At 70.1% G+C, this 23,769-nt stretch carries 19 protein-coding genes and 2 riboswitches; of the genes, 10 read left to right on the forward strand and 9 right to left on the reverse strand.

Going from position 1 to position 23,769, the window contains the following annotated elements; all coding sequences use genetic code 11:
- Positions 1 to 49: 49 nt before the first annotated feature.
- On the reverse strand, positions 50 to 1,663 hold the full coding sequence (locus ABC271_RS10675) for a peptide ABC transporter substrate-binding protein (RefSeq protein ID WP_412924849.1): 1,614 nt from the start codon (positions 1,661 to 1,663) through the stop codon (positions 50 to 52).
- A gap of 164 nt (positions 1,664 to 1,827) precedes the next feature.
- On the opposite strand from ABC271_RS10675, the gene ABC271_RS10680 reads away from it, so the two are divergent.
- Positions 1,828 to 2,685 carry a CPBP family intramembrane glutamic endopeptidase gene (locus ABC271_RS10680; protein WP_412924850.1) on the forward strand — a complete coding sequence of 286 codons (858 nt, stop codon included), beginning with the start codon at positions 1,828 to 1,830 and terminating at the stop codon, positions 2,683 to 2,685.
- A gap of 16 nt (positions 2,686 to 2,701) precedes the next feature.
- On the opposite strand, the gene ABC271_RS10685 is transcribed toward ABC271_RS10680, so the two are convergent.
- Positions 2,702 to 4,441: an ABC transporter substrate-binding protein gene (locus tag ABC271_RS10685; RefSeq protein WP_412924851.1), complete on the reverse strand. Its 1,740-nt coding sequence runs from the start codon at positions 4,439 to 4,441 to the stop codon at positions 2,702 to 2,704.
- A gap of 247 nt (positions 4,442 to 4,688) precedes the next feature.
- Between ABC271_RS10685 and ABC271_RS10690 the strand changes: the two genes are divergently transcribed.
- Positions 4,689 to 5,699, forward strand: a complete 1,011-nt coding sequence (locus ABC271_RS10690; RefSeq protein WP_412924852.1) for a hypothetical protein — start codon at positions 4,689 to 4,691, stop codon at positions 5,697 to 5,699.
- A gap of 47 nt (positions 5,700 to 5,746) precedes the next feature.
- Here ABC271_RS10690 and gcvP read toward each other — a convergent pair whose 3' ends face one another.
- From gcvP to ABC271_RS10710, 4 genes are all read right to left on the reverse strand, one after another.
- Complete coding sequence (gene gcvP, locus ABC271_RS10695; protein WP_412924853.1) at positions 5,747 to 8,626, reverse strand: aminomethyl-transferring glycine dehydrogenase; 2,880 nt, start codon at positions 8,624 to 8,626, stop codon at positions 5,747 to 5,749.
- Positions 8,623 to 8,997 carry a glycine cleavage system protein GcvH gene (gcvH, locus tag ABC271_RS10700; protein WP_412924854.1) on the reverse strand — a complete coding sequence of 125 codons (375 nt, stop codon included), beginning with the start codon at positions 8,995 to 8,997 and terminating at the stop codon, positions 8,623 to 8,625. The genes gcvP and gcvH overlap by 4 nt, the downstream gene beginning before the upstream one ends.
- Positions 8,994 to 10,181: a glycine cleavage system aminomethyltransferase GcvT gene (locus tag ABC271_RS10705; protein ID WP_412924855.1), complete on the reverse strand. Its 1,188-nt coding sequence runs from the start codon at positions 10,179 to 10,181 to the stop codon at positions 8,994 to 8,996. Before ABC271_RS10705 ends, gcvH begins: the two co-directional genes overlap by 4 nt.
- 47 nt (positions 10,182 to 10,228) lie before the next feature.
- Positions 10,229 to 10,338, reverse strand: a riboswitch (glycine riboswitch).
- A riboswitch (glycine riboswitch) is annotated at positions 10,339 to 10,433 on the reverse strand.
- Positions 10,434 to 10,498: 65 nt separating this feature from the next.
- Positions 10,499 to 11,674, reverse strand: coding sequence for a MarP family serine protease (locus tag ABC271_RS10710; RefSeq protein ID WP_412924856.1), 1,176 nt, complete (start codon positions 11,672 to 11,674; stop codon positions 10,499 to 10,501).
- A 107-nt stretch (positions 11,675 to 11,781) separates the two neighbouring features.
- Here ABC271_RS10710 and ABC271_RS10715 point away from each other — a divergent pair, with 107 nt between their 5' ends.
- The 6 genes from ABC271_RS10715 to ABC271_RS10740 are packed head-to-tail and all read left to right on the forward strand — an operon-like array spanning position 11,782 to position 18,236.
- Positions 11,782 to 12,504, forward strand: coding sequence for an NUDIX hydrolase (locus ABC271_RS10715; RefSeq protein ID WP_412924857.1), 723 nt, complete (start codon positions 11,782 to 11,784; stop codon positions 12,502 to 12,504).
- A gap of 12 nt (positions 12,505 to 12,516) precedes the next feature.
- Positions 12,517 to 13,848, forward strand: coding sequence for a quinolinate synthase NadA (gene nadA / locus ABC271_RS10720; protein ID WP_412924858.1), 1,332 nt, complete (start codon positions 12,517 to 12,519; stop codon positions 13,846 to 13,848).
- Entirely contained in the window at positions 13,845 to 15,356 is a 1,512-nt protein-coding gene (gene nadB / locus ABC271_RS10725) for an L-aspartate oxidase (protein ID WP_412924859.1), read from the forward strand. The genes nadA and nadB overlap by 4 nt, the downstream gene beginning before the upstream one ends.
- Entirely contained in the window at positions 15,350 to 16,207 is an 858-nt protein-coding gene (gene nadC / locus ABC271_RS10730; protein ID WP_412924860.1) for a carboxylating nicotinate-nucleotide diphosphorylase, read from the forward strand. Before nadB ends, nadC begins: the two co-directional genes overlap by 7 nt.
- The gene (locus ABC271_RS10735) at positions 16,204 to 17,343 is read left to right on the forward strand and encodes a cysteine desulfurase family protein (RefSeq protein WP_412924861.1); all 1,140 of its coding nucleotides are present in this window, start codon (positions 16,204 to 16,206) and stop codon (positions 17,341 to 17,343) included. The genes nadC and ABC271_RS10735 overlap by 4 nt, the downstream gene beginning before the upstream one ends.
- Complete coding sequence (locus tag ABC271_RS10740) at positions 17,340 to 18,236, forward strand: glycosyltransferase family 2 protein (protein WP_412924862.1); 897 nt, start codon at positions 17,340 to 17,342, stop codon at positions 18,234 to 18,236. Before ABC271_RS10735 ends, ABC271_RS10740 begins: the two co-directional genes overlap by 4 nt.
- Positions 18,237 to 18,273: 37 nt before the next feature.
- Here ABC271_RS10740 and ABC271_RS10745 read toward each other — a convergent pair whose 3' ends face one another.
- Positions 18,274 to 20,277 (reverse strand): ABC transporter ATP-binding protein, encoded by a 2,004-nt coding sequence (locus tag ABC271_RS10745; RefSeq protein WP_412926134.1) that lies wholly within the window; start codon positions 20,275 to 20,277, stop codon positions 18,274 to 18,276.
- 200 nt (positions 20,278 to 20,477) lie between these two features.
- Here ABC271_RS10745 and ABC271_RS10750 point away from each other — a divergent pair, with 200 nt between their 5' ends.
- Complete coding sequence (locus ABC271_RS10750; RefSeq protein ID WP_412924863.1) at positions 20,478 to 21,968, forward strand: MDR family MFS transporter; 1,491 nt, start codon at positions 20,478 to 20,480, stop codon at positions 21,966 to 21,968.
- A 70-nt stretch (positions 21,969 to 22,038) separates the two neighbouring features.
- Here the strand turns inward: ABC271_RS10750 and ABC271_RS10755 are convergent, their stop codons facing one another.
- Positions 22,039 to 22,170 (reverse strand): hypothetical protein, encoded by a 132-nt coding sequence (locus tag ABC271_RS10755; protein ID WP_412924864.1) that lies wholly within the window; start codon positions 22,168 to 22,170, stop codon positions 22,039 to 22,041.
- A 152-nt stretch (positions 22,171 to 22,322) separates the two neighbouring features.
- Here ABC271_RS10755 and ABC271_RS10760 point away from each other — a divergent pair, with 152 nt between their 5' ends.
- Positions 22,323 to 22,871, forward strand: a complete 549-nt coding sequence (locus tag ABC271_RS10760) for a type 1 glutamine amidotransferase domain-containing protein (protein ID WP_412924865.1) — start codon at positions 22,323 to 22,325, stop codon at positions 22,869 to 22,871.
- Between the two features lie 79 nt (positions 22,872 to 22,950).
- Here the strand turns inward: ABC271_RS10760 and ABC271_RS10765 are convergent, their stop codons facing one another.
- On the reverse strand, positions 22,951 to 23,769 hold the full coding sequence (locus ABC271_RS10765) for a DNA-formamidopyrimidine glycosylase family protein (RefSeq protein WP_412924866.1): 819 nt from the start codon (positions 23,767 to 23,769) through the stop codon (positions 22,951 to 22,953).

The raw sequence follows: 23,769 nt of genomic DNA on the forward strand, positions 1-23,769 counted from the left end.
GCGAGGCGGTGACGAATCCGTCACCGCCTCGCGGTTGAGATCGGAAGGGTTACTTCGTGATCTCGTAGTACAGCGGAACCGAGTTCCAGCCGAACTGGACGTTCTGGACGCCGTCGGCGTAGCCGCCGTCGACGTTGGCGTACCAGAGCGGAATGGCGGGCAGGTCCTGCAGGAGAACCTCCTGAGCCTTCTGGAAGTCCGCGTTCTGCGCCTCGAGGTCGGTCTCGGCAATACCGGCGGACAGGAGCTGATCGAACTCGGGGTTCGAGTAGTCACCGTCGTTCGAGGAGGCGTCGGTCGCGTAGAGCGGGCCGAGGAAGTTGTACAGACCGGGGTAGTCGGCCTGCCAACCGGTGCGGAACGCCGTCTGGATGCTGCGGTCGGTGATGGCCGAGCGGGCTTCCTTGAACGTCGGGTACGGCGCGCCGGACGCGTCGATGCCGAGGGTGTTCTTGATCGAGTTCGTCACGGCGTCGACCCAGGACTGGTGTCCACCGTCGGCGTTGTAGGCGATCTGGAAGGTACCGGTCCACGGCGAGATGGCGTCGGCCTGGGCCCACAGTTCCTTCGCCTTGTCCGCGTCGTACTTCAGGACGTCAGCGCCCTCGAGCGAGTCCGACCACCCGGCGATGACCGGCGACGTGAAGTCGCTGGCCGGGGTGCGGGTGCCCTGGAAGATCGTCTCGGTGATCTCGTCGCGGTTGATGGCCATCGACAGCGCCTGGCGGCGCAGCTTGCCTTCCTCACCGCTGAAGTGCGCGAGGCGCTCCGGGATCGTGAACGACTGGAACACGGCAGCCGGCTGGTTGACCGCACGGTCACCCAGGTCGGACTGGAACGTGGCCAGCGAGGCCGACGGGATGCCGTCGATCACGTCGACGTTGCCGCCGAGCAGGTCGGCGTAGGCCGCATCCTGCGTGGCGTAGAAGATGATCGACAGGCCACCGTTGGCGACGGTGCGGCCGCCCTGGTAGTCGTCGTTCTTCACGAGGTCGATCTGCACGTTGTGCTGCCACGCGCCGTCGCCGGAGAGCTTGTACGGGCCGTTGCCGACCGGGTTCTCACCGAACGCCGCCATGTCGTCGAAAGCCGAGTCGGGCAGCGGGAAGAACGCCGAGTAGCCCAGACGCAGCGCGAAGTCGGAGGCCGGCTTGCTGAGCGCGATCGTGAACGTGTAGTCGTCGACCTTCTGCAGGCCCGTCAGCTCGGAATCCTCGTCGTAGCTGAAGCCGACGATGTCCTCGAAGAAGTAGCTGTTGAGCTGGTTGTTCGAGAGCTTCGCGCCGTAGTTCCAGGCCTTGATGAAGTTGTCGGCCTTGACCTCGGTGCCGTCCGTGAACTTCTGACCCTTCTTCAGGGTCACCGTGAGGTTCTGCGGGTCGTTGGTCACGATGGACTCGGCCATGTCGTTGACCGGGGCGCCCTCGGCGTCGTAGTACACGAGTCCGGCGAAGATCGAGTCGAGGATCTTGCCACCGCCGACCTCGTTCGTGTTGGTCGGGATGAGCGGGTTCTGGGGCTCAGATCCGTTGGTTCGAATGATCGCGGTGGCGTCGCCGGACGACGACGATCCTCCGTTGTCTCCGCCCGAGCAGCCGGCGAGCATAAGCCCGACAGCTCCCAGCAGCGCGAGACTGGAGAGGGCAATCTTGTTGCGCTTCACAGTTCCTCCAGGGAAGGGGTAATCAATGCCCGCGCCATACCGAATCGGCGCGACAAAGCGCGACAGGATGAGCCGGGCAGGATGAGAACACCCTAGGCATGTTTACCCAGGTGCCCCAAACCTCATCCAAAAAAGTTACAGAGGCTTTACTCGAGAGGCGTTTCATGTGGCAATCTGACAAGCGGGGTGCACCCGGGGGGCCCGCACTGTGGACATATCCTCCGACGCTTCCGCGCGAGGAGATCTTCGCCCGCCGACGTCTCACGTGGGAGATCGTCCTCATCCTGCTCGTCAGCGTGGGTCAATCCGCGATCTATTCCGTCGTCGCCTTCATTCGCGCCGCGACCCGCGCGCCCATCTCCCAGCAACAAACGCAGCTGAATCCGTCGCGCAGCGACGAACCGTTCTGGGACGCGCTCTACCAGTTCCTCGGCATCTTCTTCTCGCTCGCGTTGGTAGCCGTCGCCGTCTACCTCCTCTGGGAGCCCGCCAACAATGCGCTCCGCAGAATCGGTCTGGATTTCCGCCGGTTCGGCTCGGACACCCTCCGCGCCGTGGCCCTCGTGGTCCTCATCGGGGCGCCTGGAATCGGCGTCTACGCCGTCGGTCGACTCCTCGGCCAAAGCATCACCGTCGTACCCGCTCCCTTGGACTCGTCCTGGTGGGTCATCGCGCTCCTCGTGCTCGCCGCCGTGCGCGCGGGCCTCACCGAGGAGGTCATCTTCCTCGGCTACCTCTTCGACCGACTGCGTCGGCTCGGATGGTCGTGGACCGGCATCATCGTGTCCACGGCACTCCTGCGCGGGAGTTACCACCTGTACCAGGGCTGGCCGTCCGCCTTGGGGAACGTCGTGATGGGGCTGGTGTTCGGATGGTGCTACCGGCGGTGGGGACGCGTGATGCCGCTGGTCATCGCGCACACGCTGATCGATGTGGTCGCCTTCGTCGGCTACCCGCTGGCTGCGGCGTGGTGGCCCGGGGTCTTCGCTCCCCCGACGCCCTCGCCCACCCCGACGTCGTGAGACGCGGCGCGGTGCGTCACGGCGTCGGGGGTGTCCAGGTCCAGAACGCCGGCGGGATGCCATCGGGTTCGGCGGTGTAGGTCACTCCTCCGACGCCCTTCCCCACGGCCACGGCGCCCGTGCGCTCGAGAAGCGGGACTCCCGCGTATGCCGCGAACAGGGCCCGATCGATCTCCTGGGCGCGGGCGAGAACGTCCACCGGGTCGGTGTCGCGGATCATCTCGTCGAAGGCCTGCTCCGCCTCGACGGTGGTCACGCCCTCCGCGAGACGGTCCCGCGCCGATCGGTACAGGCTTTCGTCCTCTCCGACCCAGGCGAGAGTCGCATCCGCGGTCTCGTTCTCGGCCGCCGCGCGGACCGCGATGCCCGCCTCCGCGCCCATCGTGATCATTCTCTCGAAAACCACCGTAGAGATCGGATCCGCCGGGTCGTGAGCCACGCGGAGAACGGCCGGCCGGTCGTCCAGGGCGGAACGCGCCGCACCGGGATCGCTCCCCGTGCCGGGGGCTCCGTTTCCCGAACTCAAATCCTGATACGTCGACCCGGTTGCGGGCGACGAGAGGAAGGACTGCAGGGGACGCGCATCCGTCCTCACCTCGCCCACGGCATCCTTGACCAGCTCATCGCGGTCCAGCGAGAGGCTGACCGCTTGACGCAGGGCGGCCGGCGTGGTGTCGGCGAAGCGCAGCTGCAGCGTCTGCGGGGTGGGTCCCATGGTCACGGTGACCCCGGCGTCGGTGAGGGTCTTCACGTCCGCGGCATCCGGATCACCGATGTTCGCGATGTCCACCTCGCCCGCCGCGACGGCCGCGATCTGGGCGGCCCGATCGGGGAAGAAGCGCACCGTGATGCCCTCGAGCGCGGGGTAGTGGCCGCCCTGGTAATCGTCGCGGCGCGCGAGCGCGAGCGACGTGGTCGTGGCCTCCGTCACCGTCCACGGCCCCGCGGAGACGGCGGCGGCCGGGTCGAGCGTCCCATCCGCGGCCGCGTCGAAACCGGTGTTCCACGCCGCGGCCGCCGCAGCCAACACCGGGTTCGGTGCCTGGGGTGCCGAGGCATCCCCCTCGGGGGTCGTGAGGATCGCGGTCATGAGATCGCGGACGGTCACGCCGGCCTTGGCGGCCACAACGTGCACCGGCCTGTCGAGGAGCCACTGCCGGTTCCAGTCGGCGAACGGCTCGTCATAGGTGAGGGTGAGCGTGTCGGCCGCTCGGTCCATCGTCGGACGCGACGTCCGGGCGTTCGGATCAGCGGGGCTCGCCGTCTCGAAGTACCGCGTCCCCGAGACGACTGCTCCCGTCTCGTCGTAGCTCGCATCGTCGAAGTAGTGCGAGGAGACCGCCCAGCCGAACATGAGGTCGTCGAGGGTGATGGGGGTGCCGTCCGACCAGACCCGGTCGGGGAAGAGTTCATAGCTGACCGTGAGCGGGTCGCCCTCGATGCGCGTGATCCGCCCCAGCCCGTCGTTGGGAACCACCTGCAGGGTCCCGTCGAGCGATCCCAGATGCTCGTCGAGGAGCGCGGACATGGCGCGGTTGGCCGCGGTGTCACCGTGGACGGTGGCGGAGTTGAAGCTCGTGGGCGTCCCGACGACGCCGACGGTCAGGCTCGTGCGGGCGGGCGTCGGCTCGGCGGGCGCCGGCTCCGGAGCCGAACAGCCGGCCAGAACGGCCACCGCGGCAATCGACACGACCACCAGCCGGGAGAGGCGGCGTCGCGAGGTCATCGAGGTCTGCTGGTACTGCCCGAGGTGCACAGGGGCACCCTACCGAATGCACCCTGGGGGTTCCCGGGGCGGCGGCCTCCGGCGCCGGTTTGCAGCCGCGAGACTTCATCGCGCCGACACCACGCGGGCGACCTGCAAGGGAGTTGTCGGCGCAACGAAGTCTCGAGGCAGTAGGCAACCGGGCCACCCCTCCTCCACACGCGCCCGTGGACACGTGCGAGCTGGGGAAAGCCGCGGGCGAGCACCCCCGATCACCGACGCTGGGGCGATGATCCGGATGCCACTTCCCTCACCGATCGCTCTGCTCCCTGCCGCAGCCCTCACCCACACGACGCGCAGCATCCGACGCGGCGACGTCGTCGCCGTCGCGCGGGGCGTCTACGCCGGGGCCGCGGAGTGGGGTGCGCTCCCCCGGTGGGACCGGGATCTTGCGCGGGTGCACGCGCATCTGATGACCCATCCGGATGCCATCGTGTGTCGGGAGTCTGCGGCGTTGCTCTGGGGGCTGCCCGTGGTGGGGGCGCTCGACGCGGTGCACGTCCTGGCGCGGGGCGGGTCGACGTCACGCCGCGTGGGCGGAGCCCGCGTCCACACGAGCGCTCACGACGATCGCGTGATCGAGGAGGTCGGTGGCATCCGCCTCGCCTCCGTCGCCGACACCTGCGTGGACATCGCACGGCATCGGCATCCGGCTGTCGCACTGGCCGTCGCGGATGCCGCGGTGCGCGCAGACGCACGACTGAGCGCGGCGATTCTGGCCGCGGTGAACGAGGAGCGGGCGTCCGGCCGCGGACGACGGCGCGCGCGATGGGCGTTGGCGCGTGCGGACGGTCGCGCGGAGTCGGCGCTGGAGTCGATCAGCCGGGCGGCGATCGAGTGGTGGGGGTTTCCCGCGCCGCAGCTCCAGCAATGGATCGGCCCGGGCGGCGACGCCGACCGCACCGACATGTGGTGGCCGTCCGCGCAGGCCGCCGGTGAGGCGGACGGGCACCTCAAGTACGACGGCCGTCTCGGCGATCCGGGCGGCGCGCTTCGCGCCCGCGAGGAACGCGACCGTCGGCTGCGGCGGCGCGGTGCCCGGGCCATCGCGCACTGGTCCTGGGACGACCTGGCGGAGCCGTCGGCGTTGCGTGACATCATCCTCGGCGTCGGCCTGGTCCCCGAGTCTCTCCCCGATCTCGACTCCCTCTCGTCGCTGTCTCGGCTCCTCCGGCCCTCCCTCAACCTGCGAGACAGCATCGCGCCAACAACCCCGCTGCATTCTGCAAGGGAGTTGTCGGCGCGATGAAGTCTCGGCGAACCAAGTGGCGGCGGATCGGGGCCGCGAAGTGCGACCTACGCGAATGCCTCCGGCGGAGGGCACGAGCACACGAGGTTTCGGTCGCCGTACGCCTGGTCGATACGGCGGACGGGCGGCCAGTACTTGCCGCGGACGAGCGAGCGCTGCGGGTACACCGCCGTCTCTCGGGGATACGGATGGGTCCACTCGTTCGCGACCGCGGCCTCCGCCGTGTGGGGAGCGTTCACGAGCGGGTTGTCGTCGGCGGGCCACTCCCCCGCGGCGACGGCGAGCGCTTCGTTCTTGATCGCGATCATGGCATCCACGAACCGATCGAGTTCGGCGAGGTCCTCGCTCTCGGTCGGCTCGACCATCAGCGTGCCGGCGACCGGGAACGACATCGTCGGGGCGTGGAAGCCGTAGTCGATGAGGCGCTTCGCGACGTCGTCGACCGTGACCCCTGTCTGCTCCTTGAGTGGTCGCAGGTCGAGGATGCACTCATGCGCCACCAGACCGCCCTCACCGGCGTACAACACCGGGTAATGGGCGCGCAGACGCGCGGCGATGTAGTTCGCCGAGAGCACGGCCGCTGCCGTCGCCTGCCGCAGACCTTCGGCCCCCATCATGCGCACGTACGCCCACGAGATGGGCAGGATGCCGGCCGACCCGTACGGCGCGGCCGACACCGGGCCGCCGTCGAACACGCCGCCCGCGTGGTCAGCGCGCTGCGAGAACGGATGCGAGGGGAGGAAGGGCGCGAGGTGCGCCTTCGCCGCCACCGGACCGACGCCCGGCCCACCGCCACCGTGCGGGATGGCGAACGTCTTGTGGAGGTTCAGGTGCGACACGTCACCGCCGAGGTCGCCGAACCGCGCGAACCCGAGCAGCGCGTTGAGGTTGGCGCCGTCGACGTACACCTGCCCGCCGGCATCGTGCACGGCCTGCGTGATCTCCAGCACGTCGTGCTCGTACACGCCGTGCGTCGAGGGGTACGTGATCATCAGCGCCGACAGGGCATCGGCGTGCAGCGCGATCTTGGCGCGCAGATCATCCAGGTCGACGTTGCCTGCCTCGTCACAGGCGACGACGACGACCCGCATCCCGGCCAGGACCGCGGACGCCGCGTTGGTGCCGTGCGCCGACGACGGGATGAGACACACGGTGCGCTCGGTGTCGCCGTTCGCGTGGTGGTAGCTGCGGATCGCGAGGAGCCCCGCGAGTTCGCCCTGGGATCCCGCGTTGGGCTGCAGCGAAACGGCGTCGTATCCGGTCACTTCGGCGAGCCAGCGCTCGAGCTGCTCGATCATCTCGAGGTAGCCGTGCACATCGGCCTCCGGCGCGAAGGGGTGCACGCGCGCGAACTCGGGCCACGACACCGCGGCCATCTCGGTCGCGGCGTTCAGCTTCATCGTGCAGGAACCGAGCGGGATCATCCCGCGGTCGAGCGCGTAGTCGCGGTCGGCGAGCGTCTTGAGGTACCGCATCATCGCCGTCTCACTGCGGTGCGCGTGGAAGACGGGGTGGGTGAGGTAGGCGTCCTCGCGGTGCAGCCGCTCGGGGACACCACGCAGCGCCTCCCCCTCGGGCAGTTCCCCCGCGGTCAGACCGAACGATTCCAGGATCGCCGCGACATCGGCGTCCGTCGTCGTCTCGTCCACCGACACGCCCACGGTCGCGTCGTCGACCCACAGCACCTGGTAGCCGCGCTCGCGGGCGCGGTCGACGACGTCCTGTGCGCGCCCGGGAACGTGCACGCGGACGGTGTCGAAGAACGATTCCGCCGCGAGGTGCAGGTCGAAGGCGACGAGGGCGGATGCCAGCGAGTCGGTCGTCCGCGCGACCCGGGTCGCGATCGCCCGCAGCCCATCGGGCCCGTGGTACACCGCGTACATCGCCGCCATGACGGCCAGCAGGACCTGCGCGGTGCAGATGTTGGACGTGGCCTTCTCACGGCGGATGTGCTGCTCCCGCGTCTGCAGTGACAGGCGGTAGGCGGGGTTGCCCGCGGCATCCACCGACACGCCGACGAGACGGCCCGGAAGCTGGCGCTCCAGCCCACCGCGTACGGCCATGTATCCGGCGTGCGGACCGCCGAAGCCAAGCGGCACACCGAAGCGCTGGGTCGTGCCCACCGCGACGTCGGCGCCGAGCGTCCCGGGCGAGCGCAGCAGCGTCAGCGCCAACAGGTCGGCCGCGGCGACGACGAGCCCGCCGTGGCGGTGCACGGCCGCGGCGACGTCGGAGAAGTCCCACACGCGGCCGGTGGCACCCGGGTACTGGACGAAGGCGCCGAAGCTCTCGGGGATGTCGCCGTCGTAGGTGGTCTCGACCAGCTCGATACCGACCGCGGCGGCGCGGTGCGCGAGCAACGCCTTGGTCTGCGGCAGCGCGTCGGCGTCGACCAGGAAGACGTCGGTCTTGGTCTTCGAGGCTCGACGAGCGACGAGCATGCCCTCGACGACGGCGGTGGACTCATCGAGCATCGACGCGTTGGCGGTGGCGAGGCCCGTGAGGTCGGTCACCATCGTCTGGAAGTTGATGAGGGCTTCCAGGCGGCCCTGCGAGATCTCGGGCTGGTACGGCGTGTAGGCGGTGTACCAGGACGGGTTCTCCAGCACGTTGCGCTGAATCACCGACGGCGTGAACGTGTCGTAGTACCCGAGGCCGATCATCGGGCGGGCCGAACGGTTCGCCGATGCGAGCTCGCGCAGTTCGGCGAGCGCCTCGGCCTCGGTCGCGGCCGGAGGCAGGTCGCTCGTGGCGCGAGGCCGGACGTGGATGGATGCCGGGACGGCGGTCTCAACGAGCCGCTCGACGCTGTCGTACCCGACCACCTCGAGCATGCGGGCGCGGTCGTGGGCACCGATGCCGATGTGCCGGTCGGAGAAGGCGGCGGGTGCGATGGCATCCGTGCGGGGTGCGGTGGTCAGGCTCATGCGGTGAGGTCCTCGTACGCGGCGCGGTCGAGGAGGTCGCCGGGCAGGTCGCCGCCCAGGCGGATCTTCACGAGCCAACCCTGACCGAAGGGATCGGCGTTGACGAGCGAGGGGTCGTCCACGACGGCGTCGTTGATCTCCACGACGGTGCCATCGAGCGGGGCGTAGAGCTCGCCGACGGACTTCGTGGATTCGATTTCGCCGCAGACATCGCCCGCGGCGACCGGGGAATCGGCCGCGGGGAGTTCGACGAAGACGACGTCGCCGAGCTTCTCGGCGGCGAAGTCGGTGATCCCCACGGTGGCGACATCGCCGTCGACGGCGATCCACTCGTGCTCGGAGGTGTAACGGAGTGCGGTCAGGTCGGTCATGCGTTCCTCCGGTAGAAGGGAAGGGCGGTGACGGTCGCGGGGATTCGTGTTCCGCGCACGTCGATGGTCAGGGTGGTACCGGGTTCGGCCGCGGCCGGGGAGACGTAGGCCATGGCGATGGGGTGGCCGAGGGTGGGGCTCAGAGCGCCGCTGGTGATCTCGCCGACGTGGTCGTCTCCGTGCAGCACGGCGTAGCCTGCCCGGCCGGCGCGCTTGCCCTCCGAGACGAGGCCGACCAGCACGGGGGCATCGGCGGCCCCGGACGACAGCCCGTCCCTGCCGATGAACGCGGGCTTGTCGACGGCGACGACGCGACCGAGGCCCGCCTGTGTCGGCGTGATGTCGAGCGAGAGCTCGTGGCCGTACAGGGGCATTCCAGCCTCGAGCCGCAGGGTGTCGCGCGCGGCCAGGCCGCACGGCACCAGGCCCGCCGGGGCGCCGGCCTCCATCAGCGCATCCCAGAGGTCGCCCGCCCGCTCCACGGGGACGAGCAGCTCGTACCCGTCCTCACCGGTGTATCCCGTGCGTGCGACGAAGAGCGAGTCGCCGTCGAAGGTGCCCTCGGTGAAGGCGTAATAGCCGAGCTCGTCGAGAGGCGTCCCGAGGATCGTGACGGTGTCGACCGACTCCAGGATGCCGCGTGCTCGCGGCCCCTGGAGGGCGACCAGGGCCACGGCATCCGTCACGTCCTCGATGCGCGGGGCGCCGCCCCCGGACACGACACCGAATACGCCGCCGGGCGGCGGTCCGTCGATGAACGCCTGCGCCGCCGACCAAGTGGCGCGCGCGTGGTCGAACGCGGAGGCGACCGCCTCGCGGTTGCTCGCGTTCGCGATCACGAGGTAGTACTGCTCGCCGGTGCGGTAGACGATGACGTCGTCGACGATGCCGCCCGACTCGGCGAGCACGAGCGAGTACTTGGCCTTACCGATCTTCATGGCGGAGACGCGGCCGGCCAAGGCGTAGTCGAGGAACTCGGCGGCGCGGCCGTCGTGCACCCAGAACTCGGCCATGTGCGAGATGTCGAACAGCCCGGCGCCTTCGCGGACGGCGCGGTGCTCGGCGAGGTCGGACGAGTAGCGCACCGGCATGTTCCAGCCACCGAAGTCGGTGAACGAGGCGCCGAGAGCCTCGTGCCGATCGTGCAGGGGCGACGAGCGCGGTGGAGCGGGGGTGTCGGTCATGAGTTCTGCCGTTCGCAAGGACGGTCAGACGCCGGTCGACGCCTGAGAACTCCCCCTCTGTCATGAACCTGAGAGTTTCGCCCGGGCGTCGTGCGGACGCGGGCTTTCACCGTCGGCGGACCCGACCTTGGCGGCCCGGATCTCTTTCCAGAGTGGCCCGATCGAGGCGGTACGCGTACCTGAGAGATTGGCGGGGAGGCTTGCTCCTTCGGTGCCCGGCTGCGTTCGCCGGAGCTCTCCCGCATCGATCATGGGGCCGGTGTGGACTTGTGGGCGCCAGCATATCCGAGGCCGCGCGTCGACACAGCCCATCGTGGTCAGCGCGTCGTGCAACTCCCGGATGCCACGGGTGCCGACAACGATCCGAGTTGCGACAGCACGGGCTCGAGCTCTGCGGAGGTCATCGCGTAACCGACGTTGTCGTCTGTCTCGGATCGGGCGAAAACCACCCCGGCCACGTCGCCGGTGGAGGTCAGCAGCGGTCCGCCGGAGTTGCCGGGGCGCACGACCGCGTCGAGCGCATAGATCTCGCGAGGAACGGACTGGTCACCGTAGATGTCGGGGACCGGCACGGTGCCCTCGGACACCACCTGGGCGTTCCCCGAGGTGAAGGGACCTCCGTACGGATACCCCTGCACCACCGCCGCGGATCCGACGGCGAGCGCGGGCACGACCGGGAGGGCCGCGGCATCCAATCCGTCGACCGCGATGACGGCGAGGTCGTCGGTCGGGTCGAAATAGATGACCCGTCCTTCTTTCGCGGGCTGGCCGGGGAGCTCCACGAGCGGCGCGTCGACGCCCGCGACGACGTGCGCGTTGGTGACGACGCGGTCGTCGGCGACGACGAACCCGGAGCCGCTCGCCGTGATGCCGCACGCGTAGGCCGTGCCGGTGATCCGTGCCACCGACTGCGCGGCCTGGGTCAGCGCGGGGTCGTCGAGGGCGATCACCGGGGCGTTGGGGACGGGCCCGATCTGGATCAGCTGTCCGAGTCGCGGGATGCCGTCGGCGAACACGGCGCCCCGCAGTTCGGCGAGCGCCGAGCGGACGGGATCGGGAGTGAGGCTGTCGATTGTGCGGACGACGGTCGAGGAGGCGAGGGCGGCGGACACGACCGGAACGCCGGCGGTGGTCAGGGTGCCCGCGAAGAACGACAGCGCGAGTGCGGCGGCGGCGAGGTTGACGATGCCGCCGAGGATGCGCTCGGGCACGCGCAGCTTGATGCGGTCGGCCCCGCGGCGCAGGGTGTTGCCGACGGCTGCGCCCAGGGCCGCACCGAGAAGGAGGAGCAGGACACCCGCGGCGACGATCGCCGCGCCGCGCCACGCGGGCTCGGTGACCCACTGCCCCACGTACGGGATCAGCCAGAATGCGGCGATCCCGCCGAGCGCGAGGCCGGCGAAGGAGCCGATCGTGGCGAGGAATCCTCGCGAGATGCCCACGATGAGCGCCAGTGCGAGGAGCACGATCAGCACGATGTCGACAACCGGCATCCGTACCTCCAGGGTCTTCCGTCAGCGTACGCGGCGCCCCTGGGAGAGTCCCATTTTGACCTTCGTGTCAGCATGACACTAAGATCGAGGCCGGAGATATGGTCACAATGACACGAACCCCTGCCCCCGCCCCCGTCGACGCGGCACGCGTCGCGGTGTCGACCGTGATCTTCAGCGTGCGCCGCGATGCCCACGACGAACCGGTGCTCTCGCTGCCCCTCGTCCGCCGCACGCGCGACCCCTTCGACGGGCACTGGGCCCTCCCCGGCGGATGGCTCGACCCCGCCGAGAGTCTGGATGCCGCGGCCTCACGCACCCTGGAGGAGACGACGGGTCTCACACCGAGCTACCTGGAGCAGCTCTACGCGTTCGGCGCGGTCGACCGCTCCCCCACACGCGTGGTGTCGATCGTCTACTGGGCGCTGCTGCGCTCCGACGAGGTCGACGCCCAGGTGGCCGCGCACGCGCGCGAAGGCGGCGCCCCCGAGAACGTGGAGTGGTTCGACGCGACGCACCTGCCGGCGCTCGCGTTCGATCACAACGACATCGTCGAGTACACGCTGTGGCGTCTGCGCAACAAGGTCGGCTACAGCCGCATCGCCCACGGACTCCTCCCCGACGAGTTCACCCTCGCCGACCTGCGCGAGGTCACCGAGACGATCCTCGGCCGACGCCTCGACCCGGCGAACTTCCGTCGGCAGATCGACACCTCCGACACCGTCATCCCGACCGAGCGCTTCCGCACCGGAAGCCACCGACCCGCCCGTCTGTACCGCTACAACCGTGACGTTGAACTCGCCGACCGCGGCCCGCTCACGTCCCGTCACTGATCGGACCGTCTCATGACCCTCACCTCCCTCACCCTGCAGCCTCGCCCGGCGATCGACCCCTCCGTGGATCACGTCATCCAGGCGATCGTCTCCGGCGCGTCCACGGACGCGACCTGTACGACCGACCTCGCGGTCGGGCCGTGGGACTTCGACACGCGTCCCGGATACGGTCCGGGGTCGTCGATGGGCGATGTCATCCCCACCGGCGCGCCGCGGCAGGGAGAACTCCCCCGCGAGTACCGCGAGGCGTCCGACGACGAGCTCGACGCGCGGGTCCGCGCGGCGAAGGCGACGCTCGGCGACAGGGTCGTCGTCCTCGGCCACTTCTACCAACGCGAAGAGGTCGTCCGGCACGCCGATTACGTCGGCGACTCGTTCCAGCTCGCGAACGCCGCGAAGGCGCACCCCGAAGCCGAGGCGATCGTGTTCTGCGGCGTGCATTTCATGGCCGAGACCGCCGACCTGCTGTCGCGGCCCGAGCAGTCCGTCATCCTGCCCAACCTCGCCGCCGGCTGCTCGATGGCCGACATGGCCGACATCGACCAGGTCGAAGAGGCCTGGGAGCAGCTCGCCGATGTCCTGGGCGATCTGGAGACCCCGGATGCCGACGGCCTCCTCCCCGTCATTCCCGTGACGTACATGAACTCCAGCGCCGCCATCAAAGGCTTCGTCGGCCGCCACGGCGGGATCGTCTGCACGTCGTCGAACGCCCGCACCGTTCTCGAGTGGGCGTTCGCCCGCGGACGACGCGTGCTGTTCTTCCCCGACCAGCACCTGGGCCGCAACACGGCCAAGGCGATGGGCGTGCCGCTGGACCGGATGCCGATGTGGAACCCGCGTCGCCCGCTCGGGGGATCGACCGCGGAACAGCTCGAGGACAGCCAGGTGATCCTGTGGCACGGGTTCTGCTCGGTGCACCGTCGGTTCAGCGTCGCCCAGATCGACAAGGCCCGCGCCGAGCACCCGGGCGTGCGCGTGATCGTGCACCCCGAGTGCCCGATGGACGTCGTGGATGCCGCCGACGAGGCCGGATCCACCGACGTCATCCGCAAGGCGATCGCCGCGGCCGAGGAGCCCACCACCTTCGCCATCGGCACCGAGATCAACCTCGTCCAGCGCTTGGCCGCGCAGTTCCCGCAGCACGAGATCTTCTGCCTCGACCCCGTGGTGTGCCCCTGCTCGACGATGTACCGCATCCACCCCGGTTACCTCGCGTGGGTGCTGGAGTCGCTCGTCGCGGGCGAGGTCGTCAATCGCATCACCGTTCCCTCCGACGTCGCCGAGCCCGCCACCCTCGCACTGGAGCGCATGCTCGCAGCGAAGCCGAACGGTGCCGTGAAATGACCGACGTCATCGTGGTCGGCAGCGGCATCGCCGGGCTCACCGCGGCTCTGCACGCGGCCGAGAAGGGATGCCGAGTCACGGTCGTGACCAAGAGCGCCCTGGCCGACACCAACACCCGCTGGGCGCAGGGGGGTATCGCCGCGGTGACCGCGCCAGAGGACACGCTCGACTCGCACATCGCGGACACGCTCACCGCGGGCATGGATCTCAACGACCCCGACGCCGTGCGGACGCTCGTCAGCGAGGGACCCGATCGCATCGCCGAGCTCGTCCGACGCGGGGTGGTGTTCGACCGCGCGGCCGACGGCGACTTCGCGCGCGGTCTCGAGGCGGCGCACGCCAGGCCCCGGGTGCTGCACGCCGGAGGGGATGCCACCGGCGCGGCGATCCAAGCCGCGCTCGGGGCCGCGGTGCGGGCGAGCGCCGTCGAGGTGCAGGAGCACACGCTCCTGCGCGATCTCGTCGTCGAGAACGGACACGTCGTGGGAATCGACGTCGAGTCGGGCGGTGCCGTTCGACGCCTGCACGCCGACGCGGTCGTCCTCGCCACGGGCGGCGCCGGTCAGCTCTACGCGCACACGACGAACCCGGTCTCCGCCACCGGCGACGGCATCGCCGCGGCCCTTCGAGCGGGAGCCGCCGTCGCCGACCTGGAGTTCGTGCAGTTCCATCCCACGGCTCTCGCCGCCGGCGAGCCGTTCCTCGTCTCCGAGGCCGTGCGCGGCGACGGCGCGATCCTCGTCGACGACGCCGGACGCCGTTTCACCTTCGATTCCCACCCCGACGGTGAACTGGCTCCGCGCGACGTCGTCGCCCGCGCCAATGCGCGCGCGATGGCGGCGCAGGGCGACCGACCGGTCCGGCTGGATGCCACCGTGCTCGGCGCCGAGCGGCTGGCGCGGCGGTTCCCCACGATCGATGCGGCGGTCCGCGAGCGCGGACTCGACTGGTCGCGCGAGCCGATTCCGGTGACCCCCGCGGCGCACTACCTGATGGGCGGTGTCGTGACCGACCTCGACGGCCGGACCACGGTGCCCGGGCTGTACGCGGTCGGCGAGACGGCGCGCACCGGTGTCCACGGCGCCAACCGCCTGGCATCCAATTCGCTCCTCGAGGGTGCCGTGTTCGGCGCCCGCGCGGGGGAAGCGGCCGCCACGGACACCGCGTGGCCGAAGGTGGACTCCCCCGCCGCCGTTCCGCTCCCGCGGCTGACGCCGGCGACCGACGCTCCCGCCTTCTCCCGAGAGGCGCTCCAAGACCTGATGTGGCAGCACGCGGGACTCGTGCGCGACGCGGCCGGTCTGCGGCGCGCCTCGGCCGTCCTCGCCGCGTGGAACACCGAGCCGCGTCCTCGGAGCACGGAGGACGACGGGCTGCTCCTTCTCGCGCGGCACGTCGTCGCCGCTGCTCTCGCCCGCACCGCATCGATCGGCGCGCACTTCCGCTCCGACGAGGATGCCGCCGCGGCGGCATCCGCTCCCGTCCCCCAGGAGGCCCTCGCATGCTGACCCGAGCCGCGATCGATCGCGTCGTCTCCGCCGCCCTGGAGGAGGACGCGCCGTGGGGCGATCTCACGAGCGAGACCCTCATCCCCGCCGATGCGACGGCGCGCGCGGAGCTCGTCGCCCGCGAGATCGGCGTCTTCAGCGGAGCCGAAGTGTTCCGCGCCGCTTTCACGTTGACCGATCCGACCATCGCCGTGGCGGTTCGCGTCGCCGACGGCGCGGAGTTCGTGCCCGGCGAGGTGCTCGCGGTGGTGACCGGTCCGGCGCGCGCGGTGCTGACCGCCGAGCGCATCGGGTTGAACTTCGTCCAGCGCATGTCGGGCATCGCCACGCTCACCAGTCGCTATGTCGCGGCGGTCGCGCACACGGGTGCTCGCATCGTCGACACGCGCAAGACGACGCCGGGGCTCCGAGCCATCGAGCGCCAGGCGGTCCGCGACGGGGGCGGCCACAATCACCGGTTCTCACTCTCGGATGCCGTCATGGCCAAGGACAACCACCTCGCCGTGCTCGCCGCGAGCGGCCTGCCGCTCACTCAGGCGCTGGAGAGTGCGATCGCGCGCCTCCCGCACACCACGCACGTCGAGGTAGAGGTCGACCGCCTCGACCAGATCGACGCCGTCCTGGCCGCGGGCGTCGACACGATCATGCTCGACAATTTTTCGCTCGACGACCTGCGCGCGGGCGTCGAGAAGATCGCCGGGAGCGCGATCGTGGAGGCCTCGGGCGGCGTGACGCTCGACACCGTCCGCGCGATCGCCGAGACCGGCGTCGACGTCATCTCCGTCGGGGCGCTCACGCACTCGGCCCCCGCGCTCGACCTCGGCCTCGACATCCGCATCCACACGTCGTGAGCCTCTACCTCGACAACGCCGCGACGACCCCGGTGCGCCCCGAGGTCGTCGAGGCCATGGCGCCGTACCTCACCCGGTGGTTCGGCAACCCCTCGAGCCACCACGAGGTCGGCGAGGCCGCGGCATCCGCTCTCGAGGATGCTCGCGCGCGCGTCGCCGCGATCCTCGGCATGCGGGCGGGTGACATCGTCTTCACCTCCGGCGGCACCGAGTCCAACAACACGGCCATCAAGGGGCTGGTCCTCGGCGCCCTCCCCCGCGGCAGACGACACCTCGTCACGACGGCGATCGAGCACGAGTCCGTGCTCGCCTCGGCCGACTACCTTGCACGTCTGCACGGCATCGAGGTGACGTACGCCCCCGTCGACGAGACCGGAACCCTCTCCCCCGACTCCCTCGCCGCTGCCCTGCGCGACGACACCGCGCTCGTCAGCGTCGGGTACGCGAACAACGAGATCGGCACGGTCCAGGATGCCGCGGCCCTCGCAGCCGTGACCCAGGAGCGGGGCGTGCCGCTCCACCTCGACGCGGTCCAGGCGGCCGGCTGGCTTCCGCTCGCCGGGCTCGGGGCCGACGCCCTCACGATCGCGGGCCACAAGATCGGCGCTCCCAAGGGCACCGGCATCCTGGCCGTGCGTGGCCGCCTGCCGTTGGAGCCCCTCCTGCACGGGGGCGGGCAGGAACGAGGGCGCCGCTCGGGCACCCCCGACGTCGCGGGCGCGGTCGCGATCGCGACGGCGCTGTCGCTCGCCGAGGCTGAGCGGTCGGCGGAGGCCGAACGCGCGGCCGGGTTCCGCGACGCGTTCATCGGCGGCGTGCTCGCTGCCGTCCCCGGCGCGCGGCTCACCGGGCACCCCGACCGCCGCCTGCCCGCGACCGCCAGCTTCGTCTTTCCGGGCGTGAACGGCGAGACCGTGCTGCTCGAGCTCGAGCGCCGCGGAATCGTCTCGTCCAGCGGCTCGGCGTGCGCGGCGGGGAGCGAGGAGGCGTCCCACGTCTTGCTCGCCCTCGGCATCGACCCCGACGTCGCCCGTACCGCCGTGCGCTTCACCTTCCCGCACCATATGACGCAGAATCTCGACGCCGTGGCAATCGCCGTCGCCGAGGCGGTGACCGCCGTAGGATCACGCGGGTGAGTTCCCCCGCGATCACCGTGATCGTTCCCGGTCGCGACGTGGCCGGGTTCGCCGGTGAAGCCCTGCAATCGCTGCGAGCGCAGTCGCTCGACGCCTGGCGCGCCGTCCTCGTCGACGACGGCTCCATCGACGACACCCGCCGTCTGTTCGCCGACGCCGCGGCGGCCGACCCCCGCTTCGTCGTGGTCGAGCACCGCGAACCGAGGGGCCTCGGAGCCGCCCGCAACAGCGGCCTCGACCGCGTCGAAACGCCCTACACGGCCTTCCTCGACGCCGACGACCGCCTCCGCCCCCACGCGCTGGAGCGCCTGTGGTCGACGATCGAGGCTTCGGGCAGCGCCTTCGTCGTCGGCGCGTACGTGCGTCTACGACCGGATGCCGACGGCCCCGGGTACACCGCGGGCTCGGTGCAGCCGTGGGTCGCCGCTGCCACCGACCCCGCCCGCACCGGGACGACTCTGGCGGAGCACCCCGCGGCATCCGGGAACATCGTCGCGTGGTCGAAGCTCAGCCGGACCGACTTCTGGCACACCCACGGCCTGCGCTTTCCCGAGGGGCGGTACTACGAGGACCAGGTCGTCGCTCAGCGCATGTACACCCTGGCCACGGCGTTCGACGTCGTGCCCGACGTCGTCGTCGACTGGCGCGAGCGTCGGGACGGCGGCTCCATCACGCAGAGACGCAGCGAGATCGGCGTGCTGCGCGACTATCTCGACGCGCTCGGCGAGGGCATCGCCGTGCTGCGGGCGGCGGGCGCCGACGCCGCCGTGAGCGAGCGCGGTCGCCTCATCCGCACGCTCGACCTGCCGCCGTTGCTGCGGATCGCCGAGACGCACCCCGACCCGGCGTACCGGATTGCGCTCGAGGCGTTCATCGAGACACTGCCGGCGTAGACGGAGGCGGGCGAGGCCGCGGCGCTCGCGCCGGTCGTCAGCGCGGCTCAGGCCGGGGGCTGATCGCCCCGACGGGACCGTTCGCGCCGGTCGTCAGCACGGCTGAGGCCGGGGGTTCATCGCCCCGACGCGACGTCAGCGCTGGACGGGCGAGGTCGGCTCGGTCGCGCTCCTCTTCCGTGAGGACGAAAGACGCCGCCAGCTGTTCGGCGGCCAGACCCGCGTAGAGGCCGCCGGCCATGAGCAGTTCGGAGTGAGTGCCCGATTCGACGATGCGACCGGCATCGACCACGTGGATCCGGTCGGCGCCGATCACGGTCGACAGACGGTGCGCGATCGAGAGTGTCGTACGACCGTGCGACGCTGTCTCCAACGCTTCCTGGACGATGCGCTCCGACACGGTGTCGAGCGCGCTCGTCGCTTCATCGAGCAGCAGCACGGGCGGGTCTTTCAAGAGCACCCGCGCGATCGCGATGCGCTGCTTCTCTCCACCCGAGAGCCGATAGCCGCGTTCGCCCACGATCGTGTCGTACCCGTCTTCGAAGCCGGAGATGACGTGGTGGATGTTCGCCGCGCGGCACGCCGCTTCGATCTCGGCATCCGTCGCGTCGGGTTTGGCGTAGCGGAGGTTCTCGCGAACCGTGGCGTGGAACAGATAGGTCTCTTGCGAGACGATCCCGATGTTGTCGATGATCGACGCCCGCTGCAAGGTGCGGACGTCGGCGCCGGAGAACATCACCGAGCCTCCGCTCGCCTCGTACATGCGCGGCGTGAGGTAGAGGATCGTCGTCTTCCCCGCCCCCGAGGGACCGACGAAGGCGACGTGCTGGCCGGGGTCGACGGAGAAGGAGACACCGTCGAGCGTCGGTCGAGCCTGCTCGGGAGCATCCGGGTAACGGAAGACGACGTCACGGAACTCGACGCGGCCGACGGGGCCCGGTGCCGCCGACACGGGAAGGGCGTCGGGCGAATCCGCGATCGCGGGCGTGAGGTCGAGGTACTCGAAGATGCGGGCGAACAGAGCCGACGAGGTCTGCACGTCGAGTGCCACGCGCATGAGTCCCATGAGGGGCATCAGCAGACGCGCCTGCACCGTGGTGAAGGCGACGATCGTCCCGGCCGTCAGCGTCCCCGCGCCACCGCTCACGAGGAGTCCGGCCACGAGATAGATGATCGCCGGGACGCTCGCCATGATGACCTGGACCACGGCGAAGAACCGTTGACCGCTCATCGCCTGACGCACCTGGAGGCGCACCTGGTTGGCATTCTCGGCGTCGTAGCGCTCGGACTCGGTGCGCTGGCGATTGAAGGATTTCGACAGCAGGATGCCGGACACGCTCAGCGTCTCCTGCGTGATCGCCGACAGTTCGGAGAGCGACTCCTGTGTCTGCGCCGCGATGCGCGCCCGCACCTGGCCCACGCGGCGCTGGACGAGCACGAGGATGGGCATGATGACGACGGCGATGAGCGTCAGCCGCCAGTCGATGAGGACCATGGCGACGAGCGAGGCGACGACCGTCACGGAGTTGCCGAGAATGCTCGTCACGGTGTTCGTCAGCACGCCCGAGACGCCACCGACGTCGTTCTGGAGCCGCGACTGGATGACACCGGTCTTCGTCCGCGTGAAGAAGCCGAGCTCCATCGCCTGCAGGTGCTCGAACAGCCGCACGCGCAGATCGCCCGTGACGCGATTGCCGACGGTGGCCGTGAACCAGGTCTGCGCGACACCCAGCCCGCCGGACAGGACGAAGAGCCCGATCATGACGGCGACGAGGGAGGTCAGCAATCCGATGTCGACCGGGGAGCCGTCGACCGGGAAGAGGGCGTCGTCGAAGATGCGCTGCACGAGGAGCGGGGGGATGACGGCCACGGCGGCACCCACGACGACGAGGATGACGGTGGCGATGATGCGTGCGCGGTAGGGCCGGAAGAGGGCGGCCACACGGCGGCCCAGGTCGGGCACGCGGGGCGCTTCCGCGTTGCGCTGGCGCTGACTCTCCGCGTAGACGCCGCGGAACATGCTGCCACCCGCGCCGCCCATGCTCATGCCGGTCAGCCTACGTCCGACGGCCGACATCGGGACGCGCGGAGCGATGTCACAGGCCACCGATAGACTCGGCGTTCGCGACCGGCATCCGCTCCTTTCCCCGAGCAGGGAATACCCGGCCGATCGCCTCCGTTGATCTCCACGTTCGTCGCCTTCGGTGACGCCACGACGCCCTCCCTGGATTGGATCTCGCCATGGCCGCCACCACCGGAACCCCCACCGCCCCGCCGACCTCCGACACCGGAGTGACGGCCGAGCAGAACCGGGTGATCTGGCTGCTCCTCGTTGCCGCTTTCGTGGCGATCCTCAACGAGACCACGATGAACGTGGCGATCCCCCACCTCATCCGCGACCTGAGCATCACTGCCGTCGCGGCGCAGTGGTTGACGACGGCGTTCATGCTCACGATGGCCGTCGTCATCCCTGTCACCGGCTTCCTCCTGCAGCGATTCACGACCCGTCAGGTCTTCATCACGGCGATGAGCCTGTTCTCGCTCGGAACGCTCGTGGCGTTCCTGTCGCCCGGCTTCGAGCTGTTGGTGGCCGCGCGCGTGATCCAGGCGTCGGGCACCGCCATGATGATGCCTCTGCTCATGACGACGCTCATGACGATCGTGCCGCCGCAGCACCGGGGCCGCATGATGGGCCGCGTCAGCATCGTCATGGCCCTCGCGCCCGCGATCGGGCCGACGATGTCGGGCCTCGTCCTCGACTCCCTCGGCTGGCACTGGATCTTCGGGATCGTTCTGCCGATCGCCCTCGTCTCCCTGTTCATGGGTGCCCGGTGGATCCGCAACCTCGGCGAGACCCGTGAGGCGCCGATCGACGTCCTATCCGTCGTCCTGTCGGCACTCGGATTCGGCGGCATCGTGTTCGGACTCAGCCAGATCGGCGGAGGCCACGGCGGCTCCACGGAAGCCGCTGACGCCGGCGCCGTCGCAACGGTGACCCTCGTCGCGTCCTTCGCCGTCGGCGTCATCGCGCTCGCGCTGTTCGGGTGGCGACAGGTGCGCCTGCAGCGGAAGGATGCCGCGCTGCTGGATCTGCGCGTCTTCCGGTCGCTGAACTTCACACTCTCGGTCGTGCAGTTGGGCGTCATGTCGCTCGCGTTCTTCGGAGCGATCACCCTCGTGCCGTTGTACCTGCAGAACGTCCTGGGTCGCACGGCGCTGGAGACGGGACTGGCCGTCCTTCCGGGTTCTCTCGCGATGGGCCTGGCGGGTCCGCTGATCGGTCGGATCTACGACCGTCGCGGCACCCAGATCCTGCTCATCCCGGGGGCGATCATCACGAGCGTCGTGCTGTGGTTCTACTCCACGGTCGGCACCGACACGTCGTTCGTGCTGCTGGTCGTGGCGCAGACCGTGCTCTCGATCGGTCTCGCCCTGTCGTTCACGCCCCTGTTCACGGCCTCCCTCGGTTCGCTCGCCCCGCGGTTCTACTCGTACGGCTCGGCCGTCGTCGGAACCGTTCAGCAGGTCGCCGGCGCGGCGGGCATCGCCCTGCTCGTCACCGTCATGGCGGGCGTCTCGGCAGCCTCGGGCGGCGGGGTCGAAGGCGATGCCGCGGGCGCACGCATGGCCTTCATGATCGCCGCGATCGTCTCGCTGCCGCTGATCGTCGGAGCCTTCCTCATTCGCAAGCCCGCCGACATCATCGAGGGCGCGGCACCGATGGCGCACTGACGCGCGGGCGTCACATCTCAGCGAAGGCTTCTGCCCGGGCGTCGGTTCGAGACGACGGTGAGACCGTTGATCAGGACAGAGAGCAGGATCCGCCGCCGCAGCAGGACGAGGGAGCGGGGGCGTCGTCGTCGACCGGAGGGGTCAGAAGCGTCAGAAGCGGCTTCGACGGCGTCTCGGTATCAGGGGTGGTGTCACCGGACATCCCTCCATGCTACGCCTCCGCCCACCAATCGGCGCGGGCGCGACGAAACCGCTTCCGCTACCCCCGGCTACCGGCATCCGCAACCCCCGCTGCCGCGCCCGGATCGGTTCTTACCGTGGAGGAATCCCCGACCACCATCGAGAGGAGTCCTCATGACGGACCTCACCGGCAAGCGCGTCGCCTTCCTGCTCACCGACGGCTTCGAAGACAGCGAGTTGACCAGCCCCTGGGAGGCAGTCACCGCTGCCGGAGCCGAGGCGGTACTCGTCTCTCCCGCGGAGGGCAGCATCACCGGCGAGAACGGCCACGAACAGAAGGTCGATCTGCCCGTCGGGTCGGCGACGGCCGACGAATTCGACGCCCTCGTGCTGCCGGGTGGAGTGCAGAACGCCGACGACATCCGGATCGTGAAGGATGCCGTGCACTTCGCGCGCGCGTTCTTCGACCAGCACAAGCCGGTCGGTGTCATCTGCCACGGCGGATGGATCCTCACCGAGGCGGACGTGCTGAAGGGCCGCACGCTCACGAGCTACCCGACGCTCCAGACCGACCTCCGCAATGCCGGCGCCACGTGGGTCGACGAGGAAGTCCACGTCGACCAGGGGCTCGTGTCGAGCCGCAACCCCGATGACCTCCCCGCGTTCAACGCGAAGCTCGTCGAGGAGTTCGCCGAAGGCGCGCACGCCGGCCAGACGGCCTGAGCATCGCCGTCGAGTCGGGCCCCGGGCTGCGGCTCGGGGCCCCACGCCGTCCCCGGCCGCGGCGCTTGATCGGTCGCACTCAGGCGGGCGCGGGCTGACAGGTCGGGCAGTACTGCCCGCCGCCCTTCGTGCCCGGGATGTCCTCGATCGTTCCGTGCTCGTGCGGGCAGGGCTCGCCGGTGCGGCCGTGCACGCGCATCGCGGCGACCTTCGCCGCCTTCTGCTCCGCGATCGGCACGCCCGTGCGCGCTGCGACGGCCTCGTCGAGGACCTCGCGCAGCGCCTCGTGGAGCCGCGTGACCTCCTCGTCGGTCAACGCTGCGGCGTGCGCGAGCGGAGACAATCGCGCGACGTACAGGATCTCGTCCGAGTAGGCGTTTCCGATCCCGGCGAGGGACTCCTGCTCCTGCAGCAGCGCCTTCAGCTGCTTACGCCGCTTCCCGAGAGCGCGGACGAGATCCTCCCGCGAGAACGTCGGGTCGGCGGCATCCGGTCCCAGTTTCGCCACGGCGGGCACGTCCAGCGGATCGTCGACGACGTGCAGTTGCACGGACAACCAGTCGCCCGCGTCGGTGATGCCGAGCACGCCGTCGTCGAACGTCACGCGCGCGATCACGGCCGCCCCGCCATCGGGCGAAATGGATGCCGCGCCGTCGTCCCACGTCGCCCACCCCGCGCGTCCGAAGCCGACCGAGAGATGCGTCCCCTCGAGGTCGACGTCGATGTGCTTGCCGAAACGCGTGACACCGGTGACCGACCGTCCGACGATCTCGTCGAGGGGGCGCGCCCGCGTCTTCATCGCGCGGAACTCGGTCACCTCGACGGAGCGAACGACGTGGCCGGTGAGACGCTCACGCAGGAACAGCGTGAGCGCCTCGACCTCGGGTGCCTCGGGCAC

This window comes from Microbacterium canaveralium, assembly GCF_047238045.1.
Lineage (GTDB): Bacteria > Actinomycetota > Actinomycetes > Actinomycetales > Microbacteriaceae > Microbacterium.

Coding starts and splice junctions, on each gene's coding strand:
- nadC (WP_412924860.1), top strand. CDS start 15,350: ATGCTGACCCGAGCCGCGATCGATCGCGTCGTCTCCGCCGCCCTGGAG.
- ABC271_RS10760 (WP_412924865.1), top strand. CDS start 22,323: ATGACGGACCTCACCGGCAAGCGCGTCGCCTTCCTGCTCACCGACGGC.
- ABC271_RS10715 (WP_412924857.1), top strand. CDS start 11,782: ATGACACGAACCCCTGCCCCCGCCCCCGTCGACGCGGCACGCGTCGCG.
- ABC271_RS10680 (WP_412924850.1), top strand. CDS start 1,828: ATGTGGCAATCTGACAAGCGGGGTGCACCCGGGGGGCCCGCACTGTGG.
- gcvH (WP_412924854.1), bottom strand. CDS start 8,997: ATGACCGACCTGACCGCACTCCGTTACACCTCCGAGCACGAGTGGATC.
- nadA (WP_412924858.1), top strand. CDS start 12,517: ATGACCCTCACCTCCCTCACCCTGCAGCCTCGCCCGGCGATCGACCCC.
- ABC271_RS10705 (WP_412924855.1), bottom strand. CDS start 10,181: ATGACCGACACCCCCGCTCCACCGCGCTCGTCGCCCCTGCACGATCGG.
- nadB (WP_412924859.1), top strand. CDS start 13,845: ATGACCGACGTCATCGTGGTCGGCAGCGGCATCGCCGGGCTCACCGCG.
- ABC271_RS10750 (WP_412924863.1), top strand. CDS start 20,478: ATGGCCGCCACCACCGGAACCCCCACCGCCCCGCCGACCTCCGACACC.
- ABC271_RS10745 (WP_412926134.1), bottom strand. CDS start 20,277: ATGGGCGGCGCGGGTGGCAGCATGTTCCGCGGCGTCTACGCGGAGAGT.
- ABC271_RS10755 (WP_412924864.1), bottom strand. CDS start 22,170: ATGTCCGGTGACACCACCCCTGATACCGAGACGCCGTCGAAGCCGCTT.
- gcvP (WP_412924853.1), bottom strand. CDS start 8,626: ATGAGCCTGACCACCGCACCCCGCACGGATGCCATCGCACCCGCCGCC.
- ABC271_RS10690 (WP_412924852.1), top strand. CDS start 4,689: ATGCCACTTCCCTCACCGATCGCTCTGCTCCCTGCCGCAGCCCTCACC.
- ABC271_RS10710 (WP_412924856.1), bottom strand. CDS start 11,674: ATGCCGGTTGTCGACATCGTGCTGATCGTGCTCCTCGCACTGGCGCTC.